Origin of the sequence: Bradyrhizobium sediminis (assembly GCF_018736085.1) — a bacterium.
Classification (GTDB): domain Bacteria; phylum Pseudomonadota; class Alphaproteobacteria; order Rhizobiales; family Xanthobacteraceae; genus Bradyrhizobium; species Bradyrhizobium sediminis.
In genome coordinates this window covers 3,598,252-3,624,792 of the sequence record NZ_CP076134.1, presented here as the reverse complement: position 1 = coordinate 3,624,792, position 26,541 = coordinate 3,598,252, and the positions used below count along the sequence as shown (strand labels likewise).

The 26,541-nt window shown below is 63.4% G+C and carries 28 protein-coding genes; 15 read left to right on the top strand and 13 right to left on the bottom strand.

What is annotated here, in order from left to right; translation table 11 throughout:
• Window positions 1-49: 49 nt before the first annotated feature.
• From KMZ29_RS17570 to KMZ29_RS17540, 7 genes are all read right to left on the bottom strand, one after another.
• Complete coding sequence (locus KMZ29_RS17570) at window positions 50-1,327, bottom strand: beta-ketoacyl-ACP synthase (protein WP_215620408.1); 1,278 nt, start codon at window positions 1,325-1,327, stop codon at window positions 50-52.
• Between the two features lie 27 nt (window positions 1,328-1,354).
• The gene (locus tag KMZ29_RS17565; RefSeq protein WP_215620407.1) at window positions 1,355-2,545 is read right to left on the bottom strand and encodes a beta-ketoacyl-ACP synthase; all 1,191 of its coding nucleotides are present in this window, start codon (window positions 2,543-2,545) and stop codon (window positions 1,355-1,357) included.
• Window positions 2,542-3,012 (bottom strand): 3-hydroxyacyl-ACP dehydratase FabZ family protein, encoded by a 471-nt coding sequence (locus tag KMZ29_RS17560; RefSeq protein ID WP_215620406.1) that lies wholly within the window; start codon window positions 3,010-3,012, stop codon window positions 2,542-2,544. The genes KMZ29_RS17565 and KMZ29_RS17560 overlap by 4 nt, the downstream gene beginning before the upstream one ends.
• 9 nt (window positions 3,013-3,021) lie before the next feature.
• A complete protein-coding gene (locus KMZ29_RS17555; protein WP_215602438.1) occupies window positions 3,022-3,309 on the bottom strand; it encodes an acyl carrier protein in 288 nt (95 codons plus the stop codon).
• 188 nt (window positions 3,310-3,497) lie between these two features.
• The gene (locus tag KMZ29_RS17550; RefSeq protein WP_215620405.1) at window positions 3,498-3,845 is read right to left on the bottom strand and encodes a hypothetical protein; all 348 of its coding nucleotides are present in this window, start codon (window positions 3,843-3,845) and stop codon (window positions 3,498-3,500) included.
• Window positions 3,846-3,988: 143 nt separating this feature from the next.
• Window positions 3,989-4,483 carry an MgtC/SapB family protein gene (locus KMZ29_RS17545; RefSeq protein ID WP_215620404.1) on the bottom strand — a complete coding sequence of 165 codons (495 nt, stop codon included), beginning with the start codon at window positions 4,481-4,483 and terminating at the stop codon, window positions 3,989-3,991.
• 30 nt (window positions 4,484-4,513) lie between these two features.
• On the bottom strand, window positions 4,514-5,092 hold the full coding sequence (locus KMZ29_RS17540; protein WP_215620403.1) for a peroxidase-related enzyme: 579 nt from the start codon (window positions 5,090-5,092) through the stop codon (window positions 4,514-4,516).
• A 322-nt stretch (window positions 5,093-5,414) separates the two neighbouring features.
• On the opposite strand from KMZ29_RS17540, the gene KMZ29_RS17535 reads away from it, so the two are divergent.
• The gene (locus tag KMZ29_RS17535) at window positions 5,415-5,804 is read left to right on the top strand and encodes a type II toxin-antitoxin system RelE/ParE family toxin (protein ID WP_440131714.1); all 390 of its coding nucleotides are present in this window, start codon (window positions 5,415-5,417) and stop codon (window positions 5,802-5,804) included.
• The gene (locus KMZ29_RS17530; RefSeq protein WP_215620402.1) at window positions 5,801-6,139 is read left to right on the top strand and encodes a helix-turn-helix domain-containing protein; all 339 of its coding nucleotides are present in this window, start codon (window positions 5,801-5,803) and stop codon (window positions 6,137-6,139) included. The genes KMZ29_RS17535 and KMZ29_RS17530 overlap by 4 nt, the downstream gene beginning before the upstream one ends.
• A 270-nt stretch (window positions 6,140-6,409) precedes the next feature.
• On the opposite strand, the gene KMZ29_RS17525 is transcribed toward KMZ29_RS17530, so the two are convergent.
• The 3 genes from KMZ29_RS17525 to KMZ29_RS17515 form a co-directional block, all read right to left on the bottom strand.
• Window positions 6,410-7,563 (bottom strand): IS3 family transposase gene (locus KMZ29_RS17525; RefSeq protein WP_215620300.1). Its coding sequence is split into 2 segments (ribosomal slippage): window positions 6,410-7,314 and window positions 7,314-7,563, totalling 1,155 coding nucleotides; the frame shifts between segments, so codons are not numbered across the junction.
• 255 nt (window positions 7,564-7,818) lie between these two features.
• Window positions 7,819-8,322: a hypothetical protein gene (locus KMZ29_RS17520; protein ID WP_215620401.1), complete on the bottom strand. Its 504-nt coding sequence runs from the start codon at window positions 8,320-8,322 to the stop codon at window positions 7,819-7,821.
• 568 nt (window positions 8,323-8,890) lie between these two features.
• A complete protein-coding gene (locus KMZ29_RS17515; RefSeq protein WP_215620400.1) occupies window positions 8,891-10,657 on the bottom strand; it encodes an ATP-binding protein in 1,767 nt (588 codons plus the stop codon).
• A gap of 349 nt (window positions 10,658-11,006) precedes the next feature.
• Between KMZ29_RS17515 and hemA the strand changes: the two genes are divergently transcribed.
• The 3 genes from hemA to KMZ29_RS17500 all read left to right on the top strand — a co-directional run bounded on the left by hemA (window position 11,007) and on the right by KMZ29_RS17500 (window position 13,552).
• Window positions 11,007-12,236, top strand: coding sequence for a 5-aminolevulinate synthase (gene hemA / locus KMZ29_RS17510; RefSeq protein ID WP_215620399.1), 1,230 nt, complete (start codon window positions 11,007-11,009; stop codon window positions 12,234-12,236).
• Between the two features lie 229 nt (window positions 12,237-12,465).
• Entirely contained in the window at window positions 12,466-12,666 is a 201-nt protein-coding gene (locus KMZ29_RS17505) for a DUF1858 domain-containing protein (protein ID WP_215620398.1), read from the top strand.
• Window positions 12,667-12,799: 133 nt separating this feature from the next.
• A complete protein-coding gene (locus KMZ29_RS17500) occupies window positions 12,800-13,552 on the top strand; it encodes a Crp/Fnr family transcriptional regulator (RefSeq protein WP_215620397.1) in 753 nt (250 codons plus the stop codon).
• A gap of 27 nt (window positions 13,553-13,579) precedes the next feature.
• On the opposite strand, the gene KMZ29_RS17495 is transcribed toward KMZ29_RS17500, so the two are convergent.
• Window positions 13,580-14,041 (bottom strand): hypothetical protein, encoded by a 462-nt coding sequence (locus KMZ29_RS17495; protein WP_215620396.1) that lies wholly within the window; start codon window positions 14,039-14,041, stop codon window positions 13,580-13,582.
• Between the two features lie 111 nt (window positions 14,042-14,152).
• Here KMZ29_RS17495 and KMZ29_RS17490 point away from each other — a divergent pair, with 111 nt between their 5' ends.
• The 9 genes from KMZ29_RS17490 to KMZ29_RS17450 all read left to right on the top strand — a co-directional run bounded on the left by KMZ29_RS17490 (window position 14,153) and on the right by KMZ29_RS17450 (window position 21,374).
• Window positions 14,153-14,314, top strand: coding sequence for a hypothetical protein (locus KMZ29_RS17490; protein ID WP_215620395.1), 162 nt, complete (start codon window positions 14,153-14,155; stop codon window positions 14,312-14,314).
• A 60-nt stretch (window positions 14,315-14,374) separates the two neighbouring features.
• The gene (locus KMZ29_RS17485) at window positions 14,375-14,950 is read left to right on the top strand and encodes a cupredoxin domain-containing protein (RefSeq protein ID WP_215620394.1); all 576 of its coding nucleotides are present in this window, start codon (window positions 14,375-14,377) and stop codon (window positions 14,948-14,950) included.
• Between the two features lie 4 nt (window positions 14,951-14,954).
• On the top strand, window positions 14,955-16,676 hold the full coding sequence (locus KMZ29_RS17480) for a cbb3-type cytochrome c oxidase subunit I (RefSeq protein WP_215620393.1): 1,722 nt from the start codon (window positions 14,955-14,957) through the stop codon (window positions 16,674-16,676).
• 30 nt (window positions 16,677-16,706) lie between these two features.
• Window positions 16,707-17,579, top strand: coding sequence for a heme o synthase (gene cyoE, locus KMZ29_RS17475; protein ID WP_215620392.1), 873 nt, complete (start codon window positions 16,707-16,709; stop codon window positions 17,577-17,579).
• Window positions 17,576-18,379, top strand: coding sequence for an SCO family protein (locus tag KMZ29_RS17470; RefSeq protein WP_215620391.1), 804 nt, complete (start codon window positions 17,576-17,578; stop codon window positions 18,377-18,379). Before cyoE ends, KMZ29_RS17470 begins: the two co-directional genes overlap by 4 nt.
• A 31-nt stretch (window positions 18,380-18,410) precedes the next feature.
• Entirely contained in the window at window positions 18,411-20,006 is a 1,596-nt protein-coding gene (locus KMZ29_RS17465; protein WP_215620390.1) for a cytochrome b N-terminal domain-containing protein, read from the top strand.
• On the top strand, window positions 20,003-20,506 hold the full coding sequence (locus tag KMZ29_RS17460; RefSeq protein WP_215620389.1) for a hypothetical protein: 504 nt from the start codon (window positions 20,003-20,005) through the stop codon (window positions 20,504-20,506). The genes KMZ29_RS17465 and KMZ29_RS17460 overlap by 4 nt, the downstream gene beginning before the upstream one ends.
• A gap of 10 nt (window positions 20,507-20,516) precedes the next feature.
• Window positions 20,517-20,921, top strand: coding sequence for a bacteriohemerythrin (locus tag KMZ29_RS17455; RefSeq protein ID WP_215620388.1), 405 nt, complete (start codon window positions 20,517-20,519; stop codon window positions 20,919-20,921).
• Window positions 20,922-20,990: 69 nt separating this feature from the next.
• Window positions 20,991-21,374, top strand: coding sequence for a c-type cytochrome (locus tag KMZ29_RS17450; protein WP_215620387.1), 384 nt, complete (start codon window positions 20,991-20,993; stop codon window positions 21,372-21,374).
• A gap of 39 nt (window positions 21,375-21,413) precedes the next feature.
• On the opposite strand, the gene KMZ29_RS17445 is transcribed toward KMZ29_RS17450, so the two are convergent.
• Both KMZ29_RS17445 and KMZ29_RS17440 read right to left on the bottom strand, forming a co-directional pair.
• Window positions 21,414-22,400 carry an FAD:protein FMN transferase gene (locus KMZ29_RS17445; RefSeq protein ID WP_215620386.1) on the bottom strand — a complete coding sequence of 329 codons (987 nt, stop codon included), beginning with the start codon at window positions 22,398-22,400 and terminating at the stop codon, window positions 21,414-21,416.
• Window positions 22,390-24,519 carry a NosR/NirI family protein gene (locus tag KMZ29_RS17440; RefSeq protein WP_215620385.1) on the bottom strand — a complete coding sequence of 710 codons (2,130 nt, stop codon included), beginning with the start codon at window positions 24,517-24,519 and terminating at the stop codon, window positions 22,390-22,392. The genes KMZ29_RS17445 and KMZ29_RS17440 overlap by 11 nt, the downstream gene beginning before the upstream one ends.
• A 158-nt stretch (window positions 24,520-24,677) precedes the next feature.
• On the opposite strand from KMZ29_RS17440, the gene KMZ29_RS17435 reads away from it, so the two are divergent.
• Complete coding sequence (locus KMZ29_RS17435) at window positions 24,678-26,462, top strand: nitrite reductase (RefSeq protein WP_305855079.1); 1,785 nt, start codon at window positions 24,678-24,680, stop codon at window positions 26,460-26,462.
• Window positions 26,463-26,541 lie beyond the last annotated feature (79 nt).

The following is a 26,541-nucleotide window of genomic DNA, read 5'->3' as shown; positions in this document are numbered from 1 at the left end:
CCGGACATCTGCCGGTTTTCCAGGCGATTCGGCATCGGGCTATCGCCGGTTAGATCGGTTCACGCGTCAGGATCAGCGAGGCGTTCTGGCCGCCGAAGCCGAACGAATTCGACATCACGGCGGTGACGCGCGCATCGCGGGCATGATTGGGCACGACGTCGAAGGGAATCGCCGGGTCCGGAATTTCGTAATTGATGGTCGGCGGAATCCGCTGATGCTCGAGCGTCAGCAGCGAAATGATCGCTTCGACCGCGCCGGCGGCCGAGATGGTGTGGCCGATCATCGATTTGTTCGACGATACCGGAATTTGCTTGGCACGCTCGCCGAACACGGCGGAGATGCCGACATATTCCATCTTGTCGTTTTCCGGCGTCGCGGTGCCGTGCGCGTTGATGTGGTCGATCTGCTCGGTCGTCATGCCGGCATCCGCCAACGCCTTGCGGACACAGCCGATGATCGGCTTGCCGTCCGGGCTCGATCGGGTGCGATGGAACGAGTCGGTCAATTCACTACAGCCGACGAGAACACCGAGAATCGGCGCGCCGCGTGCGACGGCCGCTTCGTAGCTCTCGAGCACCAGCGTACCGGCGCCTTCCGCCATGATGAAACCGTCACGGTTCTTCGAGAACGGCTTGGAGGCGGCCTGCGGCGGGTCGTTCTGGGTGGACAGCGCCGACAGCAGCGAAAAGCGCACCATGGCTTCCGGATTCACCGAACCATCGGTCGCCACGCACAGCGCGGCGTCAGTTTCGCCGCGGCGGATGGCCTCGACGCCGAGCTGGATGGCGGTGGCGCCGGAGGCGCATGCGGTCGAAAGCGAAATCGGCGAACCCTTGGTGCCGAACTTCTCGGCCAGATGGCTAGCCACCGAGCCGAACATGAAGCGATGATGATACGGCGCGAACTTTCCACCGCCGCTGACGCGCAGGATGTCGTTGTAGTCGAAGTCGGTTGTCCCGACCGCGCGCCCGACTTCCAGCCGCTGCGGCCACTCGACCTCGACCGGGGCCACGGCCAGAAACAGCGGTCCCGGAAAATCGCCCCTGCGGCCGATGCCGGACTGTTCGAGGGCTTCTTCGGTAGCGACATCGGCGAGCCGCTCGGTGAGACCGGTCGACGAAAACGGCTCGACGGTGAGAAAATCGACCGTTCCGGCCATCGTCGATTTCAGGCCATCGATCGGAAAGCGCGTGACGGTCCGGATGCCGGATTCGCCCGCGGTGAGCTTCTTCCAGTTGTCGGTCTTGCCGGCGCCGAGCGAAGTGACGATGCCCATTCCGGTAACGACGACGATCGGTCTGCCGAATTTGTCGCGTGGTGCTGCCATGATTTCCCCGTCGATCCCGCGCCGCCGCTACTTGATGGCCTCGACCAGGGCCATGCCCTCGCCCTGCCAGTGACCGGCCCCAACCACTACAATCTGGGTCGGGGGCTTGGACATTTCAACCTCCAGGCCGGTCGGATCGTTGGGTGGAAACAGCGTGCCGCGCGACAGCGCCAGCGCCGCCAGCGCAACACCGAGAGGAAACTGGGTCTCCAGGGTGTGGCCGAACGACGTTCCGGTTGCCCGCACCGCGCAGCCCTTGTGCTGGCTCAGGAACGCCCTTTCCTCCGACGTGACGGGTTCGATCCCCGTCGCGCCGGTGATCAACGCCCCATTGTCGCCGCCGATGCCGAGCTTCGACCACAGCGTTTCCAGCGATTTCGTCACCGCGCCCGGTTGCTTGCGTTGCGCCAGGTCGGCGACCACCTTGGTCAGCTTTGCGTAGGGCTTGGCGCCGCGAGCCTCGGCGTGTTCCCTGGATTCGATCACCAGAAAACAACCGGCCGAGCCGAGGGCAAAACCGCCATGCTCCTTGTCGCGCGCCCATACCGGGGCGAATTGGTCCTTGAGATTGAAGTCGCCGAATTCGTAGAGGATCAAGAGGTCCGGCCGTTCGCCATTATGGGCTGCGCCGACAAGCGCGATGTCGCTCTGACCCGAGGCGATCCGCGCCAGCGCGATCCGCGCCGCGTCGATACTTGCGGCTTCCTCGCCCATGAAGGTGCGCGACGTGCCGGAGACGCCATGAACGATGGCGATATTGCCGGCGAGCAGGTTTGAAAGTTGCGCCAGGAAAAGCGTCGGCCGCAAATCGTTCATCAGCCGTTCGTTGAGAAAGCCGGGGGCCGAATTGCCCTTTGCATCGGCGTTCAGAATCGCCATGTCGACCGCGACATCGCGTTCGCCGCCGCCGGCCGCGACGATCATGTCCATTCGCCCGAGGATTTCCTGATTGCCTTTGACCCCGGCGGAATCCAGCGCAAGCCCGGCGGCATAGGTGCCGATGCGCTGCCATGCCTCCATCTGCCGCTGGTCGCCTTTTTTCGGAATCTGCGCATCGAAGCTGACCGGCGCCAGCGGGTGGACGATGTAGGGCGCAAAGCGCTTGTCGTCGACATTGATGCGCTTGTTGTTGAGGGCATCCCAATGCGCGTCGAGGCCTTCGCCGAGCGACGACACGATACCGATACCGGTGATCCAGGCTTCCTTCGGCTCAGTCATTGCGTAATCGCCTGCAGGGGAAATCCGATCTTGTGGGCCATCGCGTCCATGTGGACGCGCAAGGCGGGATCGGGGAAGGGGATGTGACGGAAGGTGAGGTCGGCGCTGCACTTCAGCTCGGTGCCGACGCGCGCCTTGGCGGACGTGACGGCAAAACCCGAGCCTTCGTGCTCGATCCTGGCTTCGATCGTCAACAGCTGACCGGGACTCACGAACCCCCGCATCTTGGCTTCCTTCACCATCGCCAGGAATGGCATGCGCTCGAACTTCATCACGCCGAGCAGCAGCCAGCCGGAACTCTGCGCCATCGCTTCGGTGAGCAGGACACCCGGCATGATCGGAAAGCCCGGAAAGTGCCCCTCGAAGATGGTGTGCGTTTGAGGGACCTGGGCCTCGACCGTGATCCTCTTCTCGTCGAGGTTGAGGTCGACGACGCGGTCAATCAGCTGAAAATAATCAAGTTGCATGGCGGGCGACTAAGCGCCCGTGCTCTTGGCCGCAACCAGTTCGTCGATGCGCGCGGCGAGATTCTTCAGCACGAAATACTGCTCTGTGGTGGCCTTGCCGTCGTTGACCTCTTGGGTCCACTTCTCCAGCGGCATCTTGATCCCGAACGCCTTGTCGATGGCAAACGCGATGTCGAGAAAATCCAGGCTGTCGATCCCCAGATCATCGATGGCGTGGCTCTCCGGCGTGATCGTGTCGCGCGGGATGTCGCAGGTCTCAGCGATGATCGTAGCGATCTGATCGAATGTAGAAGACATCATTAAGCCTTTGATATATTGGAGATAAATTCCGGAACGGCATGGGATGTGGGTGCGGCGCCCCGGAATGCCCGATCCCCCAGCCGGAGTCGAGTGCCCGTATATCGGAGCGAGGCCCTGAGTTCAATGGAGGCGGGCTGCCGTCGGGTTCGGATTTGCGGGCGAAACAGCTCGAAAGCGCCAAAATGCTAGATGCGCGGCGTCGAAATATGGGCGCAATCGCGCCGCCCCATCAGCACGCAATCTTGGGTCTTGCGCAGATCGGCGATGCTCATCGCGAGCCAAATTCCGATCGCCGTCAGCGCCACGGTGAAGGCGAAGGCCGCGAGGTTGGCCAGCATGCGGAGGCGGAAATCGTCCGGTTCCTCCCGGCCCCGCTCGGAACGCGACGGATGCCCGGATTGCGGCCGGCCGGCGTCGTTGTGGGCCTGCTGGCCAGGCTCTCCCCGCTGACCCGGCGGATGGGCCAGGGTGCGCGGCCGGAATTTGAGCACGCGATGCTCTTCATCCGAGGTGATGGGCTGCTGGGTGTTCACGGCTGCCAGCTCCGGGAGACGCCGATCTCATTTAGCACGGCCCGCCGCGCGTCTCACAGGAAATGTTGGCATGGCATGGATGCGGCAATCGACGCCTGCGCGGAACTTGCGGTGGATCGGGCGCGGCTCATGCCGGACCGCCGTCAGGCCGGCGGCGCATCTGGCGGCGGGGCGGGAGATTTATGCGACGGCTCGTCCTTGCCGCCGAGCGTGCGATGCAGCCAGCGCTCGAGCCGGCGGCCGAAGGTGAGCAACGCCAGCGCGATCACGAGGGCGATGGCGACAATCCGCCATTGCCCGACGCCGCAGGCAATGCCGACGCACGCCGCAAGCCAGGTGCAGGCGGCGCTGGTCAGCCCGCGAACCCGGAAATGATGCTCGGCGCGGACGATGACGCCGGCGCCGAGAAAACCGATGCCGGTCAGGATGCCCTGGATGATCCTGCTGGACGCATCGGAAATTCTGCTGCTGTCGCCGGAGGGATCGGCCAGCATCACGACCATGGCGGTGGCAAGCCCCACCAGGCCGAGCGTCTTCAGGCCGATCGGCTTGCCCTGCAGATCGCGGTTGAGGCCGATCAGGCCGCCGGCGAGCGTGGCGACGCCAAGACGCAGGATGATCTCAGGCCAATCGAGCAAGACGGTATTCTCCCGTGCAAAAGGGCCGGCCTATTTCGGCAGCCGTCCCATCATATAGAATTCGTCGTTCGGGCGCATGGCGGTGACGTTCGCCATCCGGTTCGACAGCGCAAAGAACGCCGCGATCGCGGCGATGTCCCAGATGTCGTCGTCGGAAAAGCCATGGCTGGCGACCGCGGCAAAATCCGCTTCCGAAACCCTGTTGGCCTCGCTGCTCACCTTCATCGCGAAGTCGAGCATGGCGCGCTGGCGTGGCGTGATATCCGCCTTGCGGTAGTTGACGGCGATCTGATCCGCAATCTGCGGGTTCTTGGCGCGGATGCGCAGGATGGCGCCATGCGCGATCACGCAATAATGGCACTGGTTGGCGCTCGAGGTCGCCACCACGATCATCTCGCGTTCGGCCTTGGTGAGACCGCTGTCCTTCTCCATCAGCGCATCGTGATAGGCGAAGAACGCCCTGAACTCGTCGGGGCGATAGGCCAGCGTCAGGAAAACGTTCGGCACGAAGCCGGATTTTTCCTGGACCCCGAGGATGCGGCTACGGATATCGTCGGGCAGCTTGTCGATGGCGGGCGTCGGGAAGCGTTTGGCAACGGGCTGGGTCATAAGCAGGTTCCGGCTCACAGCGCGAGATGCGGTCGGCCGGAACCATAGTAGATGGCGCCAGCCGTGCAAGGCGGCTTGCGGGAGGTTTGCGCGGAGCTGCCCCCGGCAATGTAATTTCGACGATAGCCGGTCATGTCGGCATGATCTCATGGTGATGCGATGGCGCGATGGACGCTGCGGAGTTCACCGTCGGGCGGCCGCAGGCCGGGGCTTTGGCTTACCCCCACGTGATGGGAATCGTAGCCGGCCGGGTTCGCTGGCAGTGTTGCGGCCGTGTGAAGACCGCCTTGACAAATATGGGGGTACCCCCATATTGAAGGAAGTGACCATAGAGCGGCCCGAACCTAATCCCTGTGTCTTTATTGGCTCAAGCCGTAAGGACTTGAAGCGATTCCCGGCCAAGGTGCAGAACCGCATGGGGCACGCCTTGCACCAGGTGCAGGAAGGTGAGGAGCCGATAGCCGCAAAGGCGCTGAAGGGATTCGGCGGGCGTGCTATCCTGGAGTTGGTCGATGATTTCGACAGCAACACCTACCGGGCCGTTTATACCGTGCGTTTTGCCGGAATGGTGTACGTGCTGCACGCTTTCCAGAAGAAAGCGAAGAAGGGCATCGCCACCCCCCAGCAGGACATTGAACTTATCAAATCGCGCCTGCGTGATGCTGAGGAGCATTACCGTGCGCGCACAGACAAAGGAGGGCGCAAGCCATGACCAAACGCAAAATCGAAGCCTACGAGGGCAGCGGCAATGTGTTCGCCGATCTTGGCTTGCCCAATCCAGAAGAACGGCTGCTGAAATCCAGTATCGTCACCGAGTTGCATCGCCTGATCAAGGAACGCGACCTGACTCAGGTCAAAGCGGCCAAGCTGATCGGGGTTTCGCAGCCTGATCTGTCTCACCTGCTGCGTGGTGACTTCGATGACTATTCAGCCGAGCGCCTGATGAAAATGCTCACTGTGTTCGAGCAGGATATCGAGATCGTGATGCGGCCTCACCGCAAGGCCGGTGAGCCGGGCCGTATCACCTTCAAACCTGTTGCAGCGTAATGAGAGGCGGGCCACGGCCCGCTTTCCAGTCGCACGCGGCCCGACTCGCGTTCTGGTTTAAGAGCTTTGGTAGGATAGCAGACTATGACAACGCTGGAGGTAAGGGCTGCAATTCCCAAGAGCTGCGCTGTTGGGTTAGACTCACCACATGAAATTTGAACTCGAAGAATATCATCGCGGAATCACGGACGAGGAACTCACTGCTGACTTGCAGCGAGTGGCGTTCGAACTTGGCAAGATTGAGCTGCTGCCGGTTTGATGGACACCCGGTTAAGCTAATCCCACCTTGCGCTCGAACTCAACAGGGCTGAGGTATCCGATCGTCGAATGACGTCGGGTCGCATTGTAGAACCGCTCGATGTAGTCGAACACATCTGCTCTGGCCTCGTTCCTGGTACGGTAGGTTTTGCGCTCGATGCGTTCGGTCTTTAGCGACGAGAAGAAGCTCTCCATCGCCGCGTTGTCCCAGACGTTGCCGGATCGGCTCATGCTGCAGACGATGCCGCTGTCAGCCATCAGGCGCTGGAACTGTTCGCTGGCGTATTGGCTGCCCCGATCCGAGTGATGCATCAGGGCATCCGGCTTGCCCCGGCGCCAGACGGCCATCAACAGGGCGTCCGCAACCAGCTGGGCTGTCATGCCGGCGCTCATCGACCAGCCGACCACCCGTCGCGAGAACAGGTCGATCACAGCCGACACGTAGAGCCAGCCCTCGGCGGTCCAGATGTAGGTGAAGTCGGCGATCCACTTCTGGTTCGGCCGCTCGGCCGCAAACTGACGATCGAGAAGGTTCGCCGGCACGTTCGCAACCTGGCGATCGCCTTCGTCCTTCGGCAGACGCCGGCGCCGTGGCCGCGCCCGCAAGGCCTGCAGGCGCATCAGCCGCTCGATCCGGTGAAGACCGCATTCGACGCCGTCTGCCAGCAGGTCTCGCCAGACGCGCCGTGCACCGTAGGTCCGGTCGCTGGCAAGGAAGCTGGCCTTCACCTGCTGGCCGACCGCTTCGTCGCTTCGGGATCTGGCGCTGGGAGATCGATTCAGCCAGGCATGGAAGCCCGACCGCGACACGCCCATTGCTTCGCATAGCCATGCCACCGGCCAGATGTTCCGGTGCTTCACGATGAAGCCGAACTTCATGTCGCTTCCTTCGCGAAGTAGGCAGCGGCCTTTTTTAGGATATCCCGCTCCGCCTTCAGCTTGTTGACCTCGCGCCGCAGCCGCTCGATCTCCAGCTGCTCGGGTTTCATCTGGCCGTGGCCGGGGAAGGCCTGCACGGGATCGGAGCCGAACTCCTTGACCCATTTGCGCAGCACGTTCTCATGAATGCCCAGGTCTCGGCCGGCTTGCGCTACCGATACTCCGCGCTCCCTGACAAGCTTGACCGCCTCGACCTTGAACTCTCGACTGAATCTTCGTCTCTGCATGACCCACCTCCGGCTGTATGAAACACCCAATCTTGGTGTCCATCAAACCGGCAGCAGCTCACTTCGTCTCTGCATGACCCACCTCCGGCTGTATGAAACACCCAATCTTGGTGTCCATCAAACCGGCAGCAGCTCACTCGACGGCATTGCAGCTGAGCTAAAGCGGATCGTCGGCGCTGCGGACGTCGGGCTAAGGATGGCGGCGTGAGCGGCGGGCATGCCAGCACCTTCTTGCGGACGTCTCGCTGGCGTCGTCTATCCGAAAAAGACCTTCAAAAACTGCTCAACATCCAAGTTATAGAAGTTGCGTAAGAAAAGCCAGTCTAGGAACTGGCCTCGGCTCGCCGCGATGGCCATTTCGGGCAACCACAGAAGACCGCGGAAGGCAGCGACAATAGCGATGGCCAATTGCCGAACACCGGTCCAAAGCGATGGCTGGAGGCACGCACCACCGCTAAGAGAAGGGCAGTTTCGAAATGAAAGAACGACGAACGCCCACAGGCCGTAAATCACCCCAATGGTGAGGTAGAGGTGTCCTCCGAGCCTCAGCCACTTCATGTGCGGCCCCCGTTTGCCCCAATAAGGCAGCCAACCTAATCGGTTAGTTGCCTCTTCTGCAACACCCCGCTGTGCGGCCTCGGCAATGCGCCGCGCCTCCTCGACGGTGGTGATGTCGGCGGCGATCATGGTACCGTCGCGGCGCGTGATGGTGGAGCCGGTGGCGGTGCGGTGGATGGTGACGTCGCGGCGAATCGGCATGGCGCGGAATCTACCACCACGCTGCCACAGCCAGCGCGCGGTGCGGCGTGAGAAGCTCGGCGAGGTGACGATCTGCCATCTTATCGATAGCAAGACAGGAAGAAGAGCCCGAATAAGAGCGCCGCGATAGCGACAAGTCAGTGCACCATGGCCCACGCCCATCGCTTCGCATAGCCATGCCACCGGCCAGATGCTCCGGTGCTTCGAATTACGGTGACAGTGCACTTAATCCTGTTCAGCGATAGCGCTCGACACCGGCCTTCCCTACGACCGGCTTCGACTAGGCAATCGAGTGCACCGTCACCGTAATACTGTCACCGTAATACCCAACTTCAATTGTCAAACGGACTTTAGCCTGCAGTCGCGCCAAAGATCCCGGCGTCGGGCAGGGCCATGAGCATTTTCAAATCGCGTGATGCTGCAATAGTGCTGTTGATTTGCCCGACGTGTCAAAATGTTTTCGCGGGACGTTTGAAGCCTCCGGCGCCCAGCTCTTACTTTGCATGGGGTTGTTTTCGATATTTTGGTTTGGAGGGGCTGGGTCGGGCAGGCCGCGAAGGCGCCGCCGTCAGCGCAGCGGCTTCTTCAAGAGCGAGAACCGGTCGGGATCGAGCCCCATCGACGGCTGCAGCATCGGCGCTTCCACCATGCGCGGTTCCATCGAGCGGGCGCCCGGGCGTTCGGTGATGGCGGGATCGTTGGGGACGTCGCGATGCGAGGTGGCTCCGCGCCAGCGCTCCAGCACGGCGCCGACGAAATGCATGTCGTGGCCGGCGGCGACCGACGGCACCGTCGATATCGTGGCCTCGCTGCGCGGCAACTGATGCATCGGCACCTCCTTGAAGCGCAGGCGCGTCGGCAGCGCCACGCCTTCGCCGAACGCCAGCACTTCGCGGGTGCCGAGCGAGGGCACGAACGACAGCAGGTTGGCCGCGGCGTCCGACACCGCCGAGCGCAGCAGCGCCTGGTCGCGGTCGTTGGCAAGCCGCATCGTGAACAGCGTGTTGCACTGGGAAATGATGGTGGCGTCGAGTTCGGCGGGGCGCTGGGTGACGAGGCCGAGATAGACGCCGTATTTGCGGCCTTCCTTGGCGATCCGCGAGACCGCCTTGCGGGTCGGGCCGAAGCCGATGTTGCGGTCGGCGGAGGCGTAGCGATGCGCTTCTTCGCAGACGAACAACAGCGGCGAGACGCCGTCGCTCCACAGCCCGAAATCGAACGCCATCCGGCACAGCACCGACACCACGGAATCGACGACTTCGGCGGGGAAGCCAGCGAGCTGCATGATGGTCATCGGCCGGCCGTTGGCGGGCAGCCGGAACAGGTGGCTGATGACTTCGGCCATGGTGTCGCCGCCGACATTGGCGTTGTCGAACATGAAGGTGTAGCGCGGATCGTTGCGCACGGTCTCGATGCGCGAGATCAGCTTGTGATAGATGATGCGCGACGAGCGGTTCTCGAGCTTGCCCATGCGTTCGTCGATCAGCGAAATCAGGTCGACCAGGCGATAGGGGACCGGGGTGTCGACGGTGTAGCCGATCGCCTTGGGATCGGCGCGCTTCAGCCCGAGCCGGTCGGCGTTCTGGTACTGGGTGTAGATGCCTTTCGCCATCGGGATGACTTCGGCGAGGATGTCGAGTTCCTCAGGCACGCCGGGCCGGCCGGCGAACAGCACGTCGACGATCTCTTCGAAATTGAACAGCCAGAACGGCAGCTTCAGATTGCGCGGATTGAGAACCAGTGCGCGGTCGCCGAAGCAGCGGCCGTATTCGTTGTGAACGTCGAGCAGGAAGATGCGCAGGTTGGGCCGCGACTTGAGGATTTCGTTCAGCAGCAGCGACACACCGCTCGATTTGCCGACGCCGGTCGAGCCCAGCACCGCGAAGTGCTTGCTGAGCATTTCCTCGACGTCGACATAGGCGATGACGGAGCGGTCCTGCTGCAGGGTGCCGATATTGATCTGATCCGACCCGGTCGGCGCGTAGACGGTGCGGAGCTCCTGATTGGTAATGAGTTCGACGGGATCGCCGATGGTCGGATAATTGGTGACGCCGCGCTGGAATTTGGGGCGTTCCGGGCCGCCGAGGATTTCGCCGAGCAGGTCGACGCCGGCGATGGCGATGAATTTGTCGCTGGCCGGCAGGCCCTCGCAGGTCACTTCCGTGATCATGGCCACGATGGTGGAATTGGCGCAGCGGATGCTGACGAACTTGCCGACGGTCGCCCGGGCTTCGGAGACGGCCATCTGGCTGGTCGCGAGCAGTCCGACCCGGGCGAGGGATCCGCGCACCGAAATCACTCGTCCGAAGGATGTCACAGTGGTTGGACCTGGCATGTCATGAAATTGGATCGGACCCCAATATGCAGCCCCGGGGCTGGAGAAACGGTTAAACGGGAGGAATGCCCGGTCCTTCAAATCCACCCTATCTTGGTTAGGGCCGCCATTTGCTGCCCTGCGGCAAACTGGCCCGCATTGGCGGATTTTGCTGGGAAATCGCGGTTTTCGGGGCTCGCCGATGGGCGCCAGGGGGCGCTTTTCGCTTTACCCTTTGTTTACCAAGGCCGGAGGTGACGGTTCGCGAGCGGGGCCCCGTGGATTTCGATTTGGCGCCTGATCTTGATCAAGGCGAGCGGCCGGGATCCCGGCTCTAGTGTCGCCAAAGGAACCGAGGGGACGGAGCATCATGGACTATAATGTCTTTTTCGATCGGGCCCTGGGCCGGCTTCGGGACGAGCGCCGCTACCGGGTCTTTGCCGATCTGGAACGGCTGGCGGGCAGATTTCCCCATGCCATCTGGCATTCGCCGGACGGTCCGCGCGACGTCGTGATCTGGTGCTCCAACGATTACCTCGGCATGGCCCAGCATCCGAAGGTGGTCGGCGCCATGGTCGAGACCGCCATGCGCATGGGGACCGGGGCCGGCGGCACCCGCAATATCGCCGGCACCAATCACCCGCTGATCGAGCTGGAGCGCGAGCTCGCCGAGCTGCACGGCAAGCAAGCCGCCCTGGTCTTTACCTCGGGCTACGTCTCGAACGAGACCGGTATTTCAACGCTCGCCAGGCTGTTGCCGAACTGCCTGCTGCTGTCGGATGCGCTCAACCACAACTCGATGATCGAGGGCGTGCGCAAGTCCGGCTCCGAAAAACAGGTGTGGCGCCACAACGACATCGAGCATCTCGAGCAACTGCTGCGGGCGGCGGCCCCGGAGCGGCCGAAACTGATCCTGTGCGAAAGCCTCTACTCGATGGACGGCGACGTCGCGCCGCTGCATCGGATATGCGATCTCGCCGAGCGCTACGGCGCCTTGACCTATGTCGACGAGGTTCACGCCGTCGGCATGTACGGGCCGCATGGCGGCGGCATCGCCGAGCGCGACGGGGCGATGGGCCGCATCGACGTCATCGAAGGCACGCTGGCCAAGGCGTTCGGCTGTCTCGGCGGCTATATCGCGGCCAACGCCAATCTGATCGACGCCGTGCGCTCCTATGCGCCGGGCTTCATCTTCACGACGGCACTGCCGCCGGCGATCTGCGCGGCGGCAACCGCCGCCATCCGGCATCTCAAGACGTCGCAGTCCGAGCGTGATCGTCACCAGGACCGCGCCGCCCGCCTCAAGCTCGTGCTCAACGCCGCGCGGCTTCCGGTGATGCAAAGCGACACCCACATCGTGCCGCTGCATGTCGGCGATCCCGAGAAATGCAAGACGGCGTGCGACCTGCTGCTGTCGGAATACGGCATCTATATCCAGCCCATCAACTACCCGACGGTGCCGCGGGGCATGGAGCGGCTGCGGATCACGCCGTCGCCCTATCACGACGACGCGCTGATCGATCGTCTTGCCGAAGCCCTGGTCGATGTCTGGGATCGGCTCGGGCTCGTGCGAGCCGATCAGGTTCTCGCCGCGGAATAATCCGGATCCCGAAATGCCGCATTACGCTCGGCGCTGCGGCCCGGCCGGTTTCGTGAATGACCGATCGCCGCACATTGCGCGGCGGTTCCTTTTGCAGCGCAAAAAATGACGGGGGATGCCGGATTTTTCCGGCGCGCGCGCCCATGCGCGGACCGGATTCGCCCCGAAGGTTGTGCTTCCACAAAGACCGGACGGGCCCTCTTGGGCGTAATGCACCCTGGAGGTGCTCATGCCGATTGGCTTCGACGATCTGGTGCACGACGTCATGAACGACTGGCCGGCGACAATCCGGGTCTTTCTCGACTTCAGGATGGGGTGCGTGGGCTGTCCTATCGCGTGCTTCCATACCGTGGACGACGCATGCGGAGAGCATCACGTCGATCGCGACGCCTTCCTGAAGGCGCTGCGCGAAGTTGTCGCATCACATTGAAAGGCTGTGCTTCGAAAAATCCGGCCTTTCGCCGGTGCAAATTGATCTAGGTCAATTTGCTTTCTGCATAGGCAGTAGTCTCAAACCGCAGGCAACGAAGCAGGCGGAGGCATCACCACCGAGGAATTGATCCATGACCGCTCCGACGCCGGAAGACTTGAAAACCGCTTCACAGACCGCCGTGCTTTGCGGTCTCAACCCGCGGACGGTCCAGACCCTTCTTGCGCCCGCAACTGTCGTCGATCTCGAACCCGGCGACGCCCTGTTCCGGCAAGGCGAGCCGGCCGCGGCGTTCTTCATCGTCATCGAGGGATGGATCAAGCTGTACCGGATCACGCCCGCCGGCGACGAGGCGGTTCTTCACGTTCTCACCAAGGGCGAGAGTTTCGCCGAGGCGGTCGCCTTCGCAGGGGGCCGTTATCCCGCCACGGCTTCCGCCGCCACCGATTCCCGGGTTGTCCTGATACCGGCGCACCATGTGATGTGCTGCATTCGCGAGATACCGGATATCGCGATTGCGATGATTGCATCGACGTCGCAGCATCTCCATCAACTGGTTCAGCGCGTCGAGCAGCTCTCCGCGCAAAGCGGTTTGCAGCGCGTGGCGGAATTCCTCGCTGCCTTGTGCCCGAACATCAACGGTTCCTGCCGGATCTCACTGCCTTACGACAAATCCCTGATTGCCGGGCGGCTCGGGCTCAAGCCGGAATCACTGTCGCGGGTGTTCGCGAAGCTTCGTCTGGTCGGCGTCGACGTTCGTGCCTCCGATGTCGTGGTCAGCGAAGTCGCCCAGCTCAGGAGCCTGATCGCCAGCGATCGAATCAAGGCCCGCGGCGGGATGAATGGCGGAAGGCATCAGCTCGGCGAGGGCCGGGCTCAGCATTAATGGTCGCGAAGGCGGCAGCGGTTCTTCCTAGCGCAGCAATGATTTGATCCTTGGTAGCACGCTGGCGCGCCACGCTTCGGCGCCGAATCGCTGCTCCACGATTTGATCGCCCGAGACGACCAGCCAAAGCGGCACGCCGTCGCTGCGCCGCAGCCCGTTGCGGTAGTTGCGCAGGTCATCCGGCCAGTGTTCGTCCTTCAGGACGTCATGGAGATGCGGCGACTTGACTTCCCGATAGCTGATGCGCGGAAAATCCGCTGACGCCAGGAAGGCGGCGCCGTCGCCGCTCTGCCAGGCGCGACAGGGCGCGCAATCCTCGGCGCCGACATACAGCAGCATGACGTCGCGCGCGGGCTCTTCGGCGTGGCCGCCCGCCCACACCGTCACTGCAATCGCCGCGATGGCGATGGCGATACCTGCGCCAAAGCGCGTTCGGCGAAAGCTCGCAGAACGGCGAGCCGGTTGAGCGACGAGCCGGATTCCAGACATGGCGAATTATTTCTGTTGCCGGTCTCGTCATCCTTGACCGCGGTCAAGGATGCGAAGCGTTCGCGCCAGATAGATTTGAGTCCTTCACTGGAAGGTCCAAGGGGTTCCGCCATGCCGCCCATCGAACAGTCTGCAAGTTCCGAGCGCGTGCCGATGATGCAGCGAATTCTCGACAATCCATTCCTGCTGCTGTTCCTCGGCGTGACGCTTCCGACGGTGCTCTATCTGATCTGGGGCATCATGGAAGTCGCATCGATCCCGCTGGCGAAATGAAGATTGCGGGCTGCACCCACCCGCGCTGAGGCGCGAATCTTTTGAGAAGGGGAGATCGACATGGCCGTCACACCGCCCGAACAACGAATTTGGTGGAACGAGCCTATCGAAAGGGTCGAGCTGGTCTGGATCGTGATCGCCTTCCTCTGGGGCCTGTTCATGTTCGGCTTCATGATCGCGTGGCACTTCATCGGTCAGCAAAATCTCAGCAAGGAGGCCTACCGCACCACGCCGTCGGCCTATGAGGCGAAGGTCGACGAGTTCGCCAAGAAATTCCAGGTGCGTGAGGAGAAGGGCATACCGGTGGTCAAGCCCAAGCCGGGAGCCGACGTCTATCTGCTCGGACGGCTGTGGCAATGGTGGCCGATTCTCGAACTGGAGAAGGGCGTCAGCTACCGGATCCATCTCTCGTCGCTCGACTGGCAGCACGGCTTCTCGCTGCAGCCCACCAACATCAATATCCAGGTTCACCCGGGCTACGAGCACGTCATCTCGCTGACGCCGACCGAGAGCGGCGAGTTCGGCATCATCTGCAACGAATTTTGCGGGATCGGTCATCACACCATGACCGGGAAGATTTACGTCACGGAACAGAAGCGCGCGGAGGCCGAACCGCGCCTCGCCGAGGGGAGGTAGGCTCATGACCGCAGAAACCGTCATCGGCGCCGTTCCGGCGCAGGCAGAATTTCGCACCTGCCAGTACACCGGCCTCAAGGTCGATACCGCGGCGCAGGCGCTGATCAAGGCGAATGCCGTGGCCGCGGTGGTGTTTCTCGCCGTCGGCGGGCTGATGGGGCTGTTGGTGGCGCTGACGCGCTGGCCGGCGGTGCATCTGCTTCCGGCCGACTGGTTCTATCTGATCCTGACCGGACACGGCGCCAATGTGCTGTTGTTCTGGATCATCTTCTTCGAAATCGCAGTGCTGTATTTCGCCTCCGCGATCCTGCTCAACTCGCGGCTGGCGGCGCCCAAGCTCGGCTGGGTCGGTTTCGTGATGATGGTGGTCGGCGCGATCGCGACCAATGTCGCCGTGCTGCAGGGCGATTCCAGCGTGATGTTCACCTCCTATCCGCCGATGAAGGCCCAGCCGCACTTCTATCTCGGCCTGATCCTGTTCGCGGTCGGCGCCCTGATCGGCTGCGCGCTCTTCTTCGCAACGCTGGTGATCGCGAAGGAGGAAAGAACCTACGAGGGATCGATCCCGCTGGTGACCTTCGGCGCGCTGACCGCCGCGATCATCGCGGTGTTCACGATCGCCTCGGGCGCCATCATCCTGATCCCGACCTGGCTGTGGTCGCTCGGCCTGATCTCCGACATCGATCCTTTGATGTACAAGGTGGTGTGGTGGGCGATGGGCCATTCCTCGCAGCAGATCAACGTCTCGGCGCATGTATCGCTCTGGTACCTGACCGCGGCGCTCCTGGTCGGCGCCAAGCCCTTGAGCGAGAAGGTCAGCCGCACCGCCTTCTTCATGTACATCCTGTTCCTGCAGCTCGCCTCGGCGCACCATCTGTTGGCCGAACCGGGCATGGATGCGAGCTGGAAGATCGTCAACACCAGTTACATGATGTATCTCGCCGTGCTCGGCTCGATGGTCCACGGCCTGACCGTGCCGGGCGCGATCGAGGCGGCGCAGCGCAAGAACGGCTACAATCGCGGCGTGTTCGAATGGCTGCGCAAGGCGCCGTGGGGCCATCCGGCCTTCGCCGGAATGTTCCTGTCGCTGGTGTTCTTCGGCTTCATCGGCGGCATCTCCGGCGTCGTGCTCGGCACCGAACAGCTCAACGTGCTGATGCACAATACGATCTACGTGCCGGGCCACTTCCACGGCACCGTGGTGGCGGGAACGACGCTGGCCTTCATGGGAGCGACCTATCTCGTGCTGCCGCTGGTGTTCCAGCGCGAAATCGTCTGGCCCAAGCTCGCCAAGATCCAGCCCTACCTGTTCGGGATCGGCGCCGCCGGCATCTCGCTGTTCATGATGGGCGCGGGCACGCTCGGCGTCGCGCGCCGGCATTGGGACATGACCTTCAGTGATGCCAATCTCGGCTTCGCTCACTCCGCGGGCGCATTCCTGATGATGGGACTCAACGGCATCTTCGCGATCATCGCTGCGATCGGCGGCATCATCTTCGTGCTCGTCGTCGTGGCCACGGCGTTCTTCGGCGAGAAGATCACGGGCGGTCACAAGCTGACCTTCCCGCTGCACGCGGGCGGCGGTGCCGCGGCCTCGCACTACGGCAACGAGAAGGCGCCGAAATTGCCGGGCACCATCATCCTGGTCGCGCTCTTCTTCGTCTGTTTCGTCCTCTATTACTTCATCAACTGGAAATATCTGTCGGAACTCTGGCTGTTCCGCTGATTACCGTTGATCCCACAAGGAGGACATCCCATGCGCGCCGCAATCGGATTGACGATTTCGCTCCTGAAACTCAGGATCGGCGTCGCGATTGCGGCGAGCGCGCTGGCCGGAATTGCGGTCGCGAGCGGACCGGGACTGGCGTGGTGGCAGATCACCGGCCTCGCACTGGCAATCCTGGGCGCCTCCGGGGCGGCAGGCGCCTTCAACCATTACTACGAGCGTGACGTCGACCGGCTGATGCGGCGCACCTGCACGCGCCCGTTTGCGAGCGGGACGTTCAAGCCGAGCCCGTGGTGGCTGGTCGGGTTTCTCGGGCTGCTGGCGGCCTCGCTCGGGCTCGCCTCGGTCAGCGCCGGCAACGTGGCGGCGGCCTATGTCTTCCTCGGCGCCTTCACCTACGGCATCGTCTACACGGTGTGGCTGAAGCGCCGCAGCACCTGGAACATCGTGGTTGGAGGCTTGGCCGGGAGTTTTGCGGTGCTCGCCGGTGCCGCGGCGGTCGATCCGTCGCCGCAGGTGATCCCGACCGTGCTGGCGGTTGCGCTGTTTCTGTGGACGCCGCCGCACTTCTGGAGCCTCGCGGCCGCCAAGGGCCAGGACTATGCCAAGGCCGGCATCCCGATGCTGCCGGTGGTGGTTCCGGCCTATGCCTGGACACTGGCGATCCTCGTCCACTCGGTGGCGCTGGCCGCCGTTTCGCTGGTGCCGCTCTGGTTCGGCGAAGGGCTGCTCTATGGGCTCGGCGCCGGACTTGGCGGCGGCTATTTCGTCTGGAAGAGCGTGAAGCTCTATCGCGTTCCTTCCAAGGAGAATGCGATGGTCAACTTTTTCGCGTCGCTGGTGCAACTGGCGCTGTTGATCGCCGGCGCGCTGCTCGCGAGCGCCGTCAGGCATTGGTTATGACCTGGGGCCGCATTGCGGCATGCGCGGCGACCGTGCTCGCTTATTTGCTCATTGCGCCGGTTTCCGCAGGGGCCGCGTCGCCACAACTCGATCCCGCGGCAACGGTCGCCAAGGGAACGCAGGCGCTTGGACGAGCCATCGGCAACTACACCCTTGTCGACATGAAGGGCGCGCCACTGGCGTTGCGCGACTACCGCGGCAAGCCGCTGGTGATCAGCCTGGTCTACACCGCCTGCAGTTCGGTCTGCCCGCCGACCACCCAGCATGTCATCGACGCCGTGAACGAGGCCGGGCGGATGATCGGCCTGGACCGCTTCAACGTGCTCACGGTCGGCTTCGACGCGCGCAACGACACGCCGGTACGGCTGACCCAGTTCGCATCGATGCAAGGCATCAAACTGCCGAACTGGCGGGTGGCCAGCGCCGATCCCGCGACCATCGAGGCGCTGCTCGGCGACCTCGGCTTCAGCTACCGCGCGGTGGCCGGCGGCTTCGATCATCTGACGCAAACCACGATCGTCGACCGCGAGGGCAGGATCTACCGCCACGTCTACGGCGAGGAGTTCCCGCTGCAGATGTTCATGGAGCCGCTGAAGGACGTCGTCTACGGCACCACGACCTCGTTCACCTTCAGCGGCATCGTGGACCGTATCAAGTTCATCTGCACCGCCTACGATCCGGGCGCCGGCCGCTACCGCATCGATTACGGGCTGGTGTTCGGCAGCGTGATCGCGGCGTTCTCTCTCCTCGTCATGGGCGGCCTCATCCTGCGGGAGTGGTTTCGCTCGGCGCACGCATGAGCGGCGAGGACCGGTTGACACGGAGAGCAATGTGATCGGCGCCATCCGCAGCGTGCTTCGGGCAGGATTTTCGCTGATAGAGCGGCCGTTCGACCGGCTGTTCTCGCCGCAGCTCAATCCGATCGCGCAGCTCGGCGCGCTCGGCTTCTTCTTTTTCTGGATCGTGGCGGTGAGCGGGATCTATCTGTTCATCTTCTTCGATACCGGCATCGAGCGGGCCTATCAATCGGTCGAGCATATGACGCAGGCCTACTGGTTTCACGCCGGCGTCATGCGCAGCTTTCACCGTTATGCCTCCGACCTGATGGTGGTGATGGTGGTAGTCCATCTGCTGCGGGAGTTTTCGCTGGATCGTTATCGCGGCGTTCGCTGGTTCTCCTGGATCACCGGCCTGCCAATCATCTGGCTGCTCTACGCCTCGGGGATCACCGGCTACTGGCTGGTGTGGGACAAGCTCGCGCAATATGTCGCGATCGTCTCGTCGGAACTCCTGGACTGGCTGCCGATTTTCGGCGAGCCGATTGCTCGCAATTTCATCTCCACCGGCACGCTCACCAGCCGCTTCTTTTCACTGATGGTGTTCATGCATGTGGCGGTGCCGCTGTTCCTGCTCTTCATCATGTGGATTCATATCATCCGCATCTCCCGGCCGAAGATGAACCCGCCGCGGACGCTTGCGCTGCTGTCGCTGGCGGCATTGCTCGCGGTGTCGATCTGGAAGCCCGCGCTGTCGCAGGGCCACGCCGATCTGGCCAAGGTCCCCGCCGAGGTCGGTATCGACTGGCTCTATCTGCCGCTCTATCCCCTGACCAATATCTGGGGCAACGGCGCGGTCTGGGCCTTTTTGGGCGCGTTCTCGCTGATGATCGCGCTGATGCCCTGGCTGCCGCCGATGCGGCGGGCGAAGCCTGCGGAAATCGATCTGGCGCATTGCAACGGCTGCGCGCGCTGCGCCGAGGATTGCCCCTACGAGGCGATCCGGATGGTCCCGCGCACCGATGGCATGCCGTTTCCGACCGAGGCCGCGGTCAATCCGTCGCTCTGCGTATCCTGCGGCATCTGCGTCGGCGCATGTCCTTCCTCGACGCCGTTCCGCCGCTCGGAGGAGCTCAAGACCGGGATCGATCTGCCCGACTACTCGCTGAAGGAATTGCGCGAGCGGGTCGTCGCCGCCGCCGGCACATTGGCGAAGCCGGGGCGGGTGCTGGTGCTCGCCTGCGAACACGGCGCCGCCGGCGGGCGCCTCGATGGAACGGTCGTGATGCCCTGCGTCGCGATGATGCCGCCGTCGCTGATCGACTTCGTGCTCAGCCGCGATCTCGCCGACGGTGTGGTGGTCGCGGGCTGCGCGGAAAGCGCTTGCTACAACCGCCTCGGCGTCGACTGGACCGAGCAGCGCTTTGCCGGACAGCGCGATCCCTATTTGCGCGCCCGGGTGCCGCGCAACCGCATTGCCACGATCTGGGCCTCGGCGATCGAGGTGACGAAAGCCGAATCCGCCATTGCATCGTTCGCCGCCACCATCGCCGGCCTGCCGCCGCTGCGTCTGCGGTCTCCGCTGGCGGCCAGTCTCGTATCCCGGCCCGGCAGGAATCGTGAACCCGCCGAAGCGAAGGGGGATTCATGATGAGGCTGCTGCGGCTGGCGGGCCAGTTCGCCATCATCGCCGCGCTGTTCGCCGGCGTGGCGTGGCTGTCCGACCGGCCGGTCTATCGGCAAATTCCGGAAAATTCCGGCATCATGATGCTGACCTTCGTGCACGGCGCGGACCGCAAGGGGGAATGCCGCAGGCTGACCCCGGAAGAGATCGCCAAGCTGCCGCCGAACATGCGCCGGGTGCAGGATTGCCCGCGGGTACGCCGGTCCCTCTATGTCGAGCTCGATATCGACGGCCGCAGGATCTATGCTGCTGACCTGCCGCCGACCGGGATCGCCGGCGACGGCCCGTCGCGGGTCTATCAGCGCTTCGTGATGCCGGCCGGAAAATACGATGTTGCGGTGCGCATGCGGGACACCGCGCGCGCCGATGGCTTCGATCACGAGCGCCGTGGTACCGTGGACTTCGCGCCGAGCCAGATGTTCGTCATCGACTACCGGCCGGAGAGCGGCGAGTTCATCTTTCGCTGAGGGGTACGCCATGGGCCTTTTGCATTGGGAGAGCCGCTACAGCGTCGGGATAGCCGCCGTCGATCACGAGCACAGGGAACTCGTCGACCTCGTCAACCGTCTTTACGAAGAGGCCACCTCGCGGGGATCGAAGGATGCGGTGCTCGATTTCTTCGGTGACCTGTTCAAGGCGATCTCGGCGCATTTTGCGCTCGAGGAGCGCTTCATGCGCGAACGCAGCTACGACCAGCTGGTCCAGCACAAGAACGACCACGAACGCCTGCTGGACGAGATCCGCGACATCATGGAGGATTTCGAGGCCAGCGACCGCTTCGACGAAGGTTTGCTGGCGCAGCGGCTCGATGCGTGGTTTTCCCGGCACTTCGAGACCCATGACGCAAGGCTGCACAACGCGCTCGGCACCCATCCGGGGTGAAATCGGATCTTTACGAATTCCGGTCAAGTCAGGCCGGTACACGGCATCCAGCAGAAGGAGACGGCGATTATGAAGAGAATGATTACGGTGGTTGCGATCTCGATGGTATCGGCGAGCGGCGCGTTCGCACAGGACGTGGCAGCCGGCGCAACCTCGTACAAGAAGTGCGCCGCCTGTCACGATGTGGGACCGACGGCGAAGAACAAGGTCGGTCCGGTGCTGAACGGCCTCGATGGCCGCAAATCCGGAACGGTGGCCGCTTACAATTATTCCGATGCCAACAAGGGTTCCGGCATCACCTGGAGCGAGGAAGTCTTCCTCGAATACATCAAGGATCCCAAGGCCAAGATCCCGGGCACCAAGATGGTGTTCGCCGGCATCAAGAACGAGGGCGAGGCGAAGAGTCTCTGGGCCTTCCTCAAGCAGTACGACGCGGAAGGCAAGACCAAGTAACCGAAGGGCTCTTGCGATAGCGTTGGCGGCGGGTGGATTTCAGCCGACGGTCCCATCGACCGGCGGCGAAATCCATCGCCGTTCGCGTCCGTCGTGGCCGGTCGCCCATATCGCCGTTCCCGCAAAGCGCGGCAGCAGGGCCTCGATTTCGTCCGGCGAAGCGGCGTAAAGCGCCGTCGACAGCGCATCGGCGACCGCGGCGGAGCGATGATGCACCGTGATTGTCTTCCAATGTGTGGCACTGCGGCCGTTGCGCGGGTCGAACAGATGATGCGCAGCGCCGGACGCGCCGAGCACGCAGCCTGAACCTTCCGAGGTCGCCAGCGCGCCGCCGCTCAGTGCGAACGGCGCGGCATTGGCGCGGGCGACCAGCCATGGCGCACCGTCCTGGCGCGGCCCGAGCGCGCGCTGCTCGCCGAGATCGACCAAGATATGTCGCAAGCCACGTAAATACAGCAGGTCCGCGACCCGGTCGGTGACATACCCCTGGCCGAGGCCGTTGAGCGTGAGGCGCTGATCCGCGCCGGTGCGGATGCCGTCAGGTTCGATCGCAATCCGGCGCCAGTCGACCGCTGCCCGCGCCTTGGCGATCAGTTTATCGGGCGGCAGGCCGGCGTCGGGCGATGCGGCAAACCAGTCCACATGCGCTTCCCAAAGCGCCTGGACGCTCGGATCGAACAGGCCGCCGCTGCGGCCGGCGATATCGAGCGCCAGTGCCAGCGCGCGGCGCACGTCGCCGCTCGGCGAAGGCAGCAGCTTGTCACGGTTCAGGCGCCGCAATTCCGAGTTTTCGCGGAACAGGCTCAGCGCGTCTTCGAGACGATCGATTTCCGCGGCCGCGGCGGCAATGGCGCTGCGGGCGGTTGCGGGTTCGACCCCGTTGAACAGGATGGTGGCGTCCGCACCCATCGCGACGCCGCGCCAGGCGTAGTCGGCCTCTCGCGGCCGGGCAGGGCTGCCGGCGACGGCGGCGGCGGCAGCGAAAATCGTGATGACGCGGCGTCGCGTCGGGGCGTCAGGTCGCATCGCCGGCTCCTTTCGGTCGTGCGCCGGCGCTGCCCGGAACAGGCGTGGCTGCAAACGGCTGGCGCCGCGCCGCGCGCTTCTTCAGATGCAGGCAGACGTCGTGGTCGAAATAGTTGGCCTGGCATTTCAGGCAGTAGATGCATTCGTTTGGATTGATCTGGCCGAGCGGATGAATCGCCTGAACGGTGCAGCGCCGCGCGCAGACATGGCATTCGGAGCCGCATTCGCGGTAGCGCTTGAGCCATTCGAACATCCGCATGCGCGCCGGGATCGCCAGCGCAGCGCCGAGCGGACAGAGGTAGCGGCAGTAGAACCGCTCGATGAACAGCCCGGCGACCAAGAGGCTCCCCGCATAAAGCACGAACGGCCACTCGCGCAGAAATTTCATCGTGATGGCGGTCTTGAACGGTTCGACCTCGGCCAACTGGAAGGCGGTGATGATCGAGCGCAGCGAGATCGCCAGGATGCCGACAAAGGCGACATATTTGATCATCCAGAGCCGCTCGTGCAGCCCGAACGGAATTTCGATCTGCTTGATGCCGAGCCGTCGCGCCAGCTGGTTGGTCAGTTCCTGCAGGGTCCCGAACGGACATAGCCAGCCGCAGAATACGCCGCGTCCCCAGAACAGCATGCTGATCGCGACGAAGCTCCAGAGCAGGAACACCATCGGGTCGAGCAGGAACAGCTCCCAGCGAAACCCCGACAGCAGGGCATGAATGAAGGTCAGGACATGGACCACCGACAATTGCGCGTTGGCGATCAGGCCGAGGAAGACGAAGGTCAGCAGCAGATAACCGGTGCGCAGGCGGTAGTAGAAGCGGCCATGCGCGGTCACCGTATCCTGGAAGATCAGGATGCCGCCGAGCACGACGAGCATCGCGCCGAGCGCTGCGATTTCGTAACTGCGGGCCCACCAGATATCCTGCCATAACGGCGCCTGGCTTGGCGCGGACGCCGCGGATTGTGCCGCCTTGCCGGGCAGTGCCGTCGCCGGCGCAACCGCCGGTGTGATCAAATAGCGGTCGGGTATCCGGTACTCCAGCGATACCACCGCGGGTCCGGCCGCGGATACCGCAGGACCGAGATCGAGATCGAGCCGGAACGACTTGGTCGAATCGAAGCCGCTCGAGCGGGCAATACGAAACACCGCAATCTCGCGCAGTTCGGGCGCGCCTGCCGCCCGCAGCGCTTCGATCACGGTATGGTCGGCGGGTTTCAGCCGGATGGTGCGGCCGCCTTGAATGATCTCGATGCGGTTGAACGAATCGGACCGGCGCCATTCGGTGCCCTTGAAGGAATAGAGGCCGGTCGCACCGATCAGGACGAGATCGTCCTCGGGACCGATCCTGGCCAGTTCGCTTTCGTAGATTCGCTGTCCCAGCAGGCTTTCACCGATCGGCGGCGGAGTGGCGAGCGCCAGCCAGAGATCGATGAAAGCCTTCTCCGGTTCATTGTCCCTGGTGCCGAGCAGTTTCGCCGCTTCGCCGCGCGACACCAAGAGCCGCTGCACCGCGCCCTCGGCGAGCAGGGATGGCCAGGACGACCGGCGCAGGGTTTCGCGGTCGAGCCGCGCAACATTTTCCGCAGCGCCGCTTCGGCTGCGCCAGATCGCCCGCGCCGAGCGCACGATGGCATCGCGAATGACAGTGCTGGTGATGGTCGCACCCGCCACGGCGTGGGGGCCGCTCGCGAGATCTCTGGTCTGCTTGAGCCCGGCGCCGGCGCGGATATCGAAGTCCTTGAAGGCCGCCACATAGGCGGCGAGCGCCTCGCGCGGGATGCCGATCACGAGAATCGGCTCTTCATGCGCCACGATCCGGGCGCCGGCAATGATGCCCTCGGGCGTGACCGCGGCGACGATATCGAGCGGGCGGCCGGCATAGCCGACCGAACCGGAAACTTCATAGGTCGAGAACGCATGGCCGAGGATACGGCCGTCGGAGCCGCGGACGATCGCGGCAGGTGGGGTCCCCTGCGGCTGCTCGATCGTCGCGGAACTTTCCGAAGGAAAAAATTGTTTGGCGATTCCGAGGTCGGCGGCTTGCGCGCCGCCACTCGCCGCCAGCACCAGAGCCGCGAAAATGCGCAACATCCAGCGCGCCTTAGGGAGCTTGCTCACGATGACGCTGCTTCGCATGGTTTCGGATGAGGCAGTCTTTGGACAGGTGCGCATTGAGCTATGTCAAACTGCGGCAAACCGCGTCCTTAACCGCGGTCAAGGCAACGCACCCGCAGCATGGGCATAAACAAAGCACCAGATTCATGCGGAGGAATGCGATGCGACGTCACGCTTATGTGCTTGCAATGCTCACGGGCGGCATCGCCGCCGCGGGTATGTTCTATCTCGGCTCGACGGCGCCTGGATATGCGCAACAGCAGCCGGCCAAGCCGGCACCGGCCGATATCGAGAAACACAAAACCACGCCCGGCGGCCAGTACCAGCCGAGCCTGGATACGCTGAGCGGCAAGGGCACCGAACAGCCCGGCACCAAGCCCGGCGATCCCGTGCTGAGCAAGGCGGAGTTCGACAAGGCGAATCAAATTTATTTCGAACGCTGCGCGGGCTGTCACGGCGTGCTGCGCAAGGGCGCGACCGGAAAGCCACTGACGCCTGATCTTACCAAGAAGCTCGGCTTCGACTATCTGCGCGACTTCATCACCTACGGGTCTCCCGGCGGCATGCCGAACTGGGGCACCTCCGGCGACCTTCAGACGGCCGACATCGAGCTGATGGCGCGCTATCTGCTCAACGACGCGGCGCAGCCGCCGGAATTCGGTCTCAAGGAGATCAAGGAGAGCTGGAAGGTCCTGATCCCGGTCGCGCAACGGCCGACCAAGAAAATGAACAAGCTCGATATCGACAACCTGTTCGCGGTGACGCTGCGCGATGCGGGCGAAGTCGCCCTGATCGACGGCACGACCAAGAAGATCGAGCTGATCCTGAAGACGGGCTATGCGGTGCATATCTCGCGGATGTCGGCCTCCGGCCGCTACCTGTTCACGGTGGGTCGCGACTCCAAGATCAACCTGGTCGATCTCTGGATGGATCCGCCGCAGACCGTGGCCGAACTCAAGGTCGGCTCCGAAGCGCGCTCGATCGAGACCTCAAAGTTCAAGGGGTATGAGGACAAGTACGCGATCGCCGGTGCCTACTGGCCGCCGCAATACGTGATCATGGACGGCGTGACGCTCGAGCCGTTCAAGGTCGTCTCCACCCGCGGCATGACCTACGACACCCAGGAGTTCCACCCGGAACCGCGCGTCGCCTCGATCGTGGCCTCGCACTACAACCCGGAATTCGTCGTCAACATCAAGGAGACCGGACAGATCCTGCTCGTCAACTTCAAGGACATCAAGAACCTGAAGGTGACGGCGATCGAGGCCGAGCGCTTCCTGCATGACGGCGGCTTCGACAAGACCGGGCGCTACTTCCTGGTGGCGGCGAACGCCCGCCACAAGATCGCGATCGTCGATACCAAGGAAGACAAGCTGGTCAGCGTGATCGAATCCGGCGGCCAGACCCCGCATCCCGGACGCGGCGCCAACCTGCTGCATCCGAAATACGGTCCGGTCTGGGCGACCAGCCATCTCGGCAACGAGACGATCTCCTTCATCGGCACCGATCCGGAGAAGAACAAGCAGCATGCCTGGAAGGTCGTGCAGAAGGTCGACGGCCAGGGCGGCGGGTCGCTGTTCATCAAGACCCATCCGAAGTCGGAAAACCTCTACGTCGATACGCCGCTGAACACCGACGCCGAAATCTCCTCGTCGGTTGCGGTATTCAAGATCAAGGATCTCGCCAAGGAGAAGCCCGAATACAAGGTGCTTCCGATCGGCCAGTGGTCCGGGATTTCCGAAGGCGCGCGCCGCGTCGTGCAGGGCGAGTACAACAAGGACGGCAACGAAGTCTGGTTCTCGGTCTGGAACAACAAGGCCCAGGAATCGGCGATCGTCGTGGTCGACGACAAGACGCTGACCCTGAAGACGGTCATCCGCGACAAGCGGCTGGTGACGCCGACCGGCAAGTTCAACGTCCATAATACGCGTAACGACGTCTATTGAGGATCTGACGACACCGAGTCGGCGCGGCAACGAGCCTGCCGCGCCGACTCGATGCAAAGATCCGAATTGCAGAGGCCAA

Bases quoted from the DNA above. Each gene is read 5' to 3' on its own strand.
- KMZ29_RS17570 (WP_215620408.1), bottom strand. From the start codon at position 1,327: ATGGCAGCACCACGCGACAAATTCGGCAGACCGATCGTCGTCGTTACC.
- KMZ29_RS17565 (WP_215620407.1), bottom strand. From the start codon at position 2,545: ATGACTGAGCCGAAGGAAGCCTGGATCACCGGTATCGGTATCGTGTCG.
- KMZ29_RS17560 (WP_215620406.1), bottom strand. From the start codon at position 3,012: ATGCAACTTGATTATTTTCAGCTGATTGACCGCGTCGTCGACCTCAAC.
- KMZ29_RS17555 (WP_215602438.1), bottom strand. From the start codon at position 3,309: ATGTCTTCTACATTCGATCAGATCGCTACGATCATCGCTGAGACCTGC.
- KMZ29_RS17540 (WP_215620403.1), bottom strand. From the start codon at position 5,092: ATGACCCAGCCCGTTGCCAAACGCTTCCCGACGCCCGCCATCGACAAG.
- KMZ29_RS17530 (WP_215620402.1), top strand. From the start codon at position 5,801: ATGACCAAACGCAAAATCGAAGCCTACGAGGGCAGCGGCAATGTGTTC.
- KMZ29_RS17520 (WP_215620401.1), bottom strand. From the start codon at position 8,322: ATGCCGATTCGCCGCGACGTCACCATCCACCGCACCGCCACCGGCTCC.
- KMZ29_RS17515 (WP_215620400.1), bottom strand. From the start codon at position 10,657: ATGCCAGGTCCAACCACTGTGACATCCTTCGGACGAGTGATTTCGGTG.
- hemA (WP_215620399.1), top strand. From the start codon at position 11,007: ATGGACTATAATGTCTTTTTCGATCGGGCCCTGGGCCGGCTTCGGGAC.
- KMZ29_RS17505 (WP_215620398.1), top strand. From the start codon at position 12,466: ATGCCGATTGGCTTCGACGATCTGGTGCACGACGTCATGAACGACTGG.
- KMZ29_RS17500 (WP_215620397.1), top strand. From the start codon at position 12,800: ATGACCGCTCCGACGCCGGAAGACTTGAAAACCGCTTCACAGACCGCC.
- KMZ29_RS17495 (WP_215620396.1), bottom strand. From the start codon at position 14,041: ATGTCTGGAATCCGGCTCGTCGCTCAACCGGCTCGCCGTTCTGCGAGC.
- KMZ29_RS17490 (WP_215620395.1), top strand. From the start codon at position 14,153: ATGCCGCCCATCGAACAGTCTGCAAGTTCCGAGCGCGTGCCGATGATG.
- KMZ29_RS17485 (WP_215620394.1), top strand. From the start codon at position 14,375: ATGGCCGTCACACCGCCCGAACAACGAATTTGGTGGAACGAGCCTATC.
- KMZ29_RS17480 (WP_215620393.1), top strand. From the start codon at position 14,955: ATGACCGCAGAAACCGTCATCGGCGCCGTTCCGGCGCAGGCAGAATTT.
- cyoE (WP_215620392.1), top strand. From the start codon at position 16,707: ATGCGCGCCGCAATCGGATTGACGATTTCGCTCCTGAAACTCAGGATC.
- KMZ29_RS17470 (WP_215620391.1), top strand. From the start codon at position 17,576: ATGACCTGGGGCCGCATTGCGGCATGCGCGGCGACCGTGCTCGCTTAT.
- KMZ29_RS17460 (WP_215620389.1), top strand. From the start codon at position 20,003: ATGATGAGGCTGCTGCGGCTGGCGGGCCAGTTCGCCATCATCGCCGCG.
- KMZ29_RS17455 (WP_215620388.1), top strand. From the start codon at position 20,517: ATGGGCCTTTTGCATTGGGAGAGCCGCTACAGCGTCGGGATAGCCGCC.
- KMZ29_RS17450 (WP_215620387.1), top strand. From the start codon at position 20,991: ATGAAGAGAATGATTACGGTGGTTGCGATCTCGATGGTATCGGCGAGC.
- KMZ29_RS17445 (WP_215620386.1), bottom strand. From the start codon at position 22,400: ATGCGACCTGACGCCCCGACGCGACGCCGCGTCATCACGATTTTCGCT.
- KMZ29_RS17435 (WP_305855079.1), top strand. From the start codon at position 24,678: ATGCGACGTCACGCTTATGTGCTTGCAATGCTCACGGGCGGCATCGCC.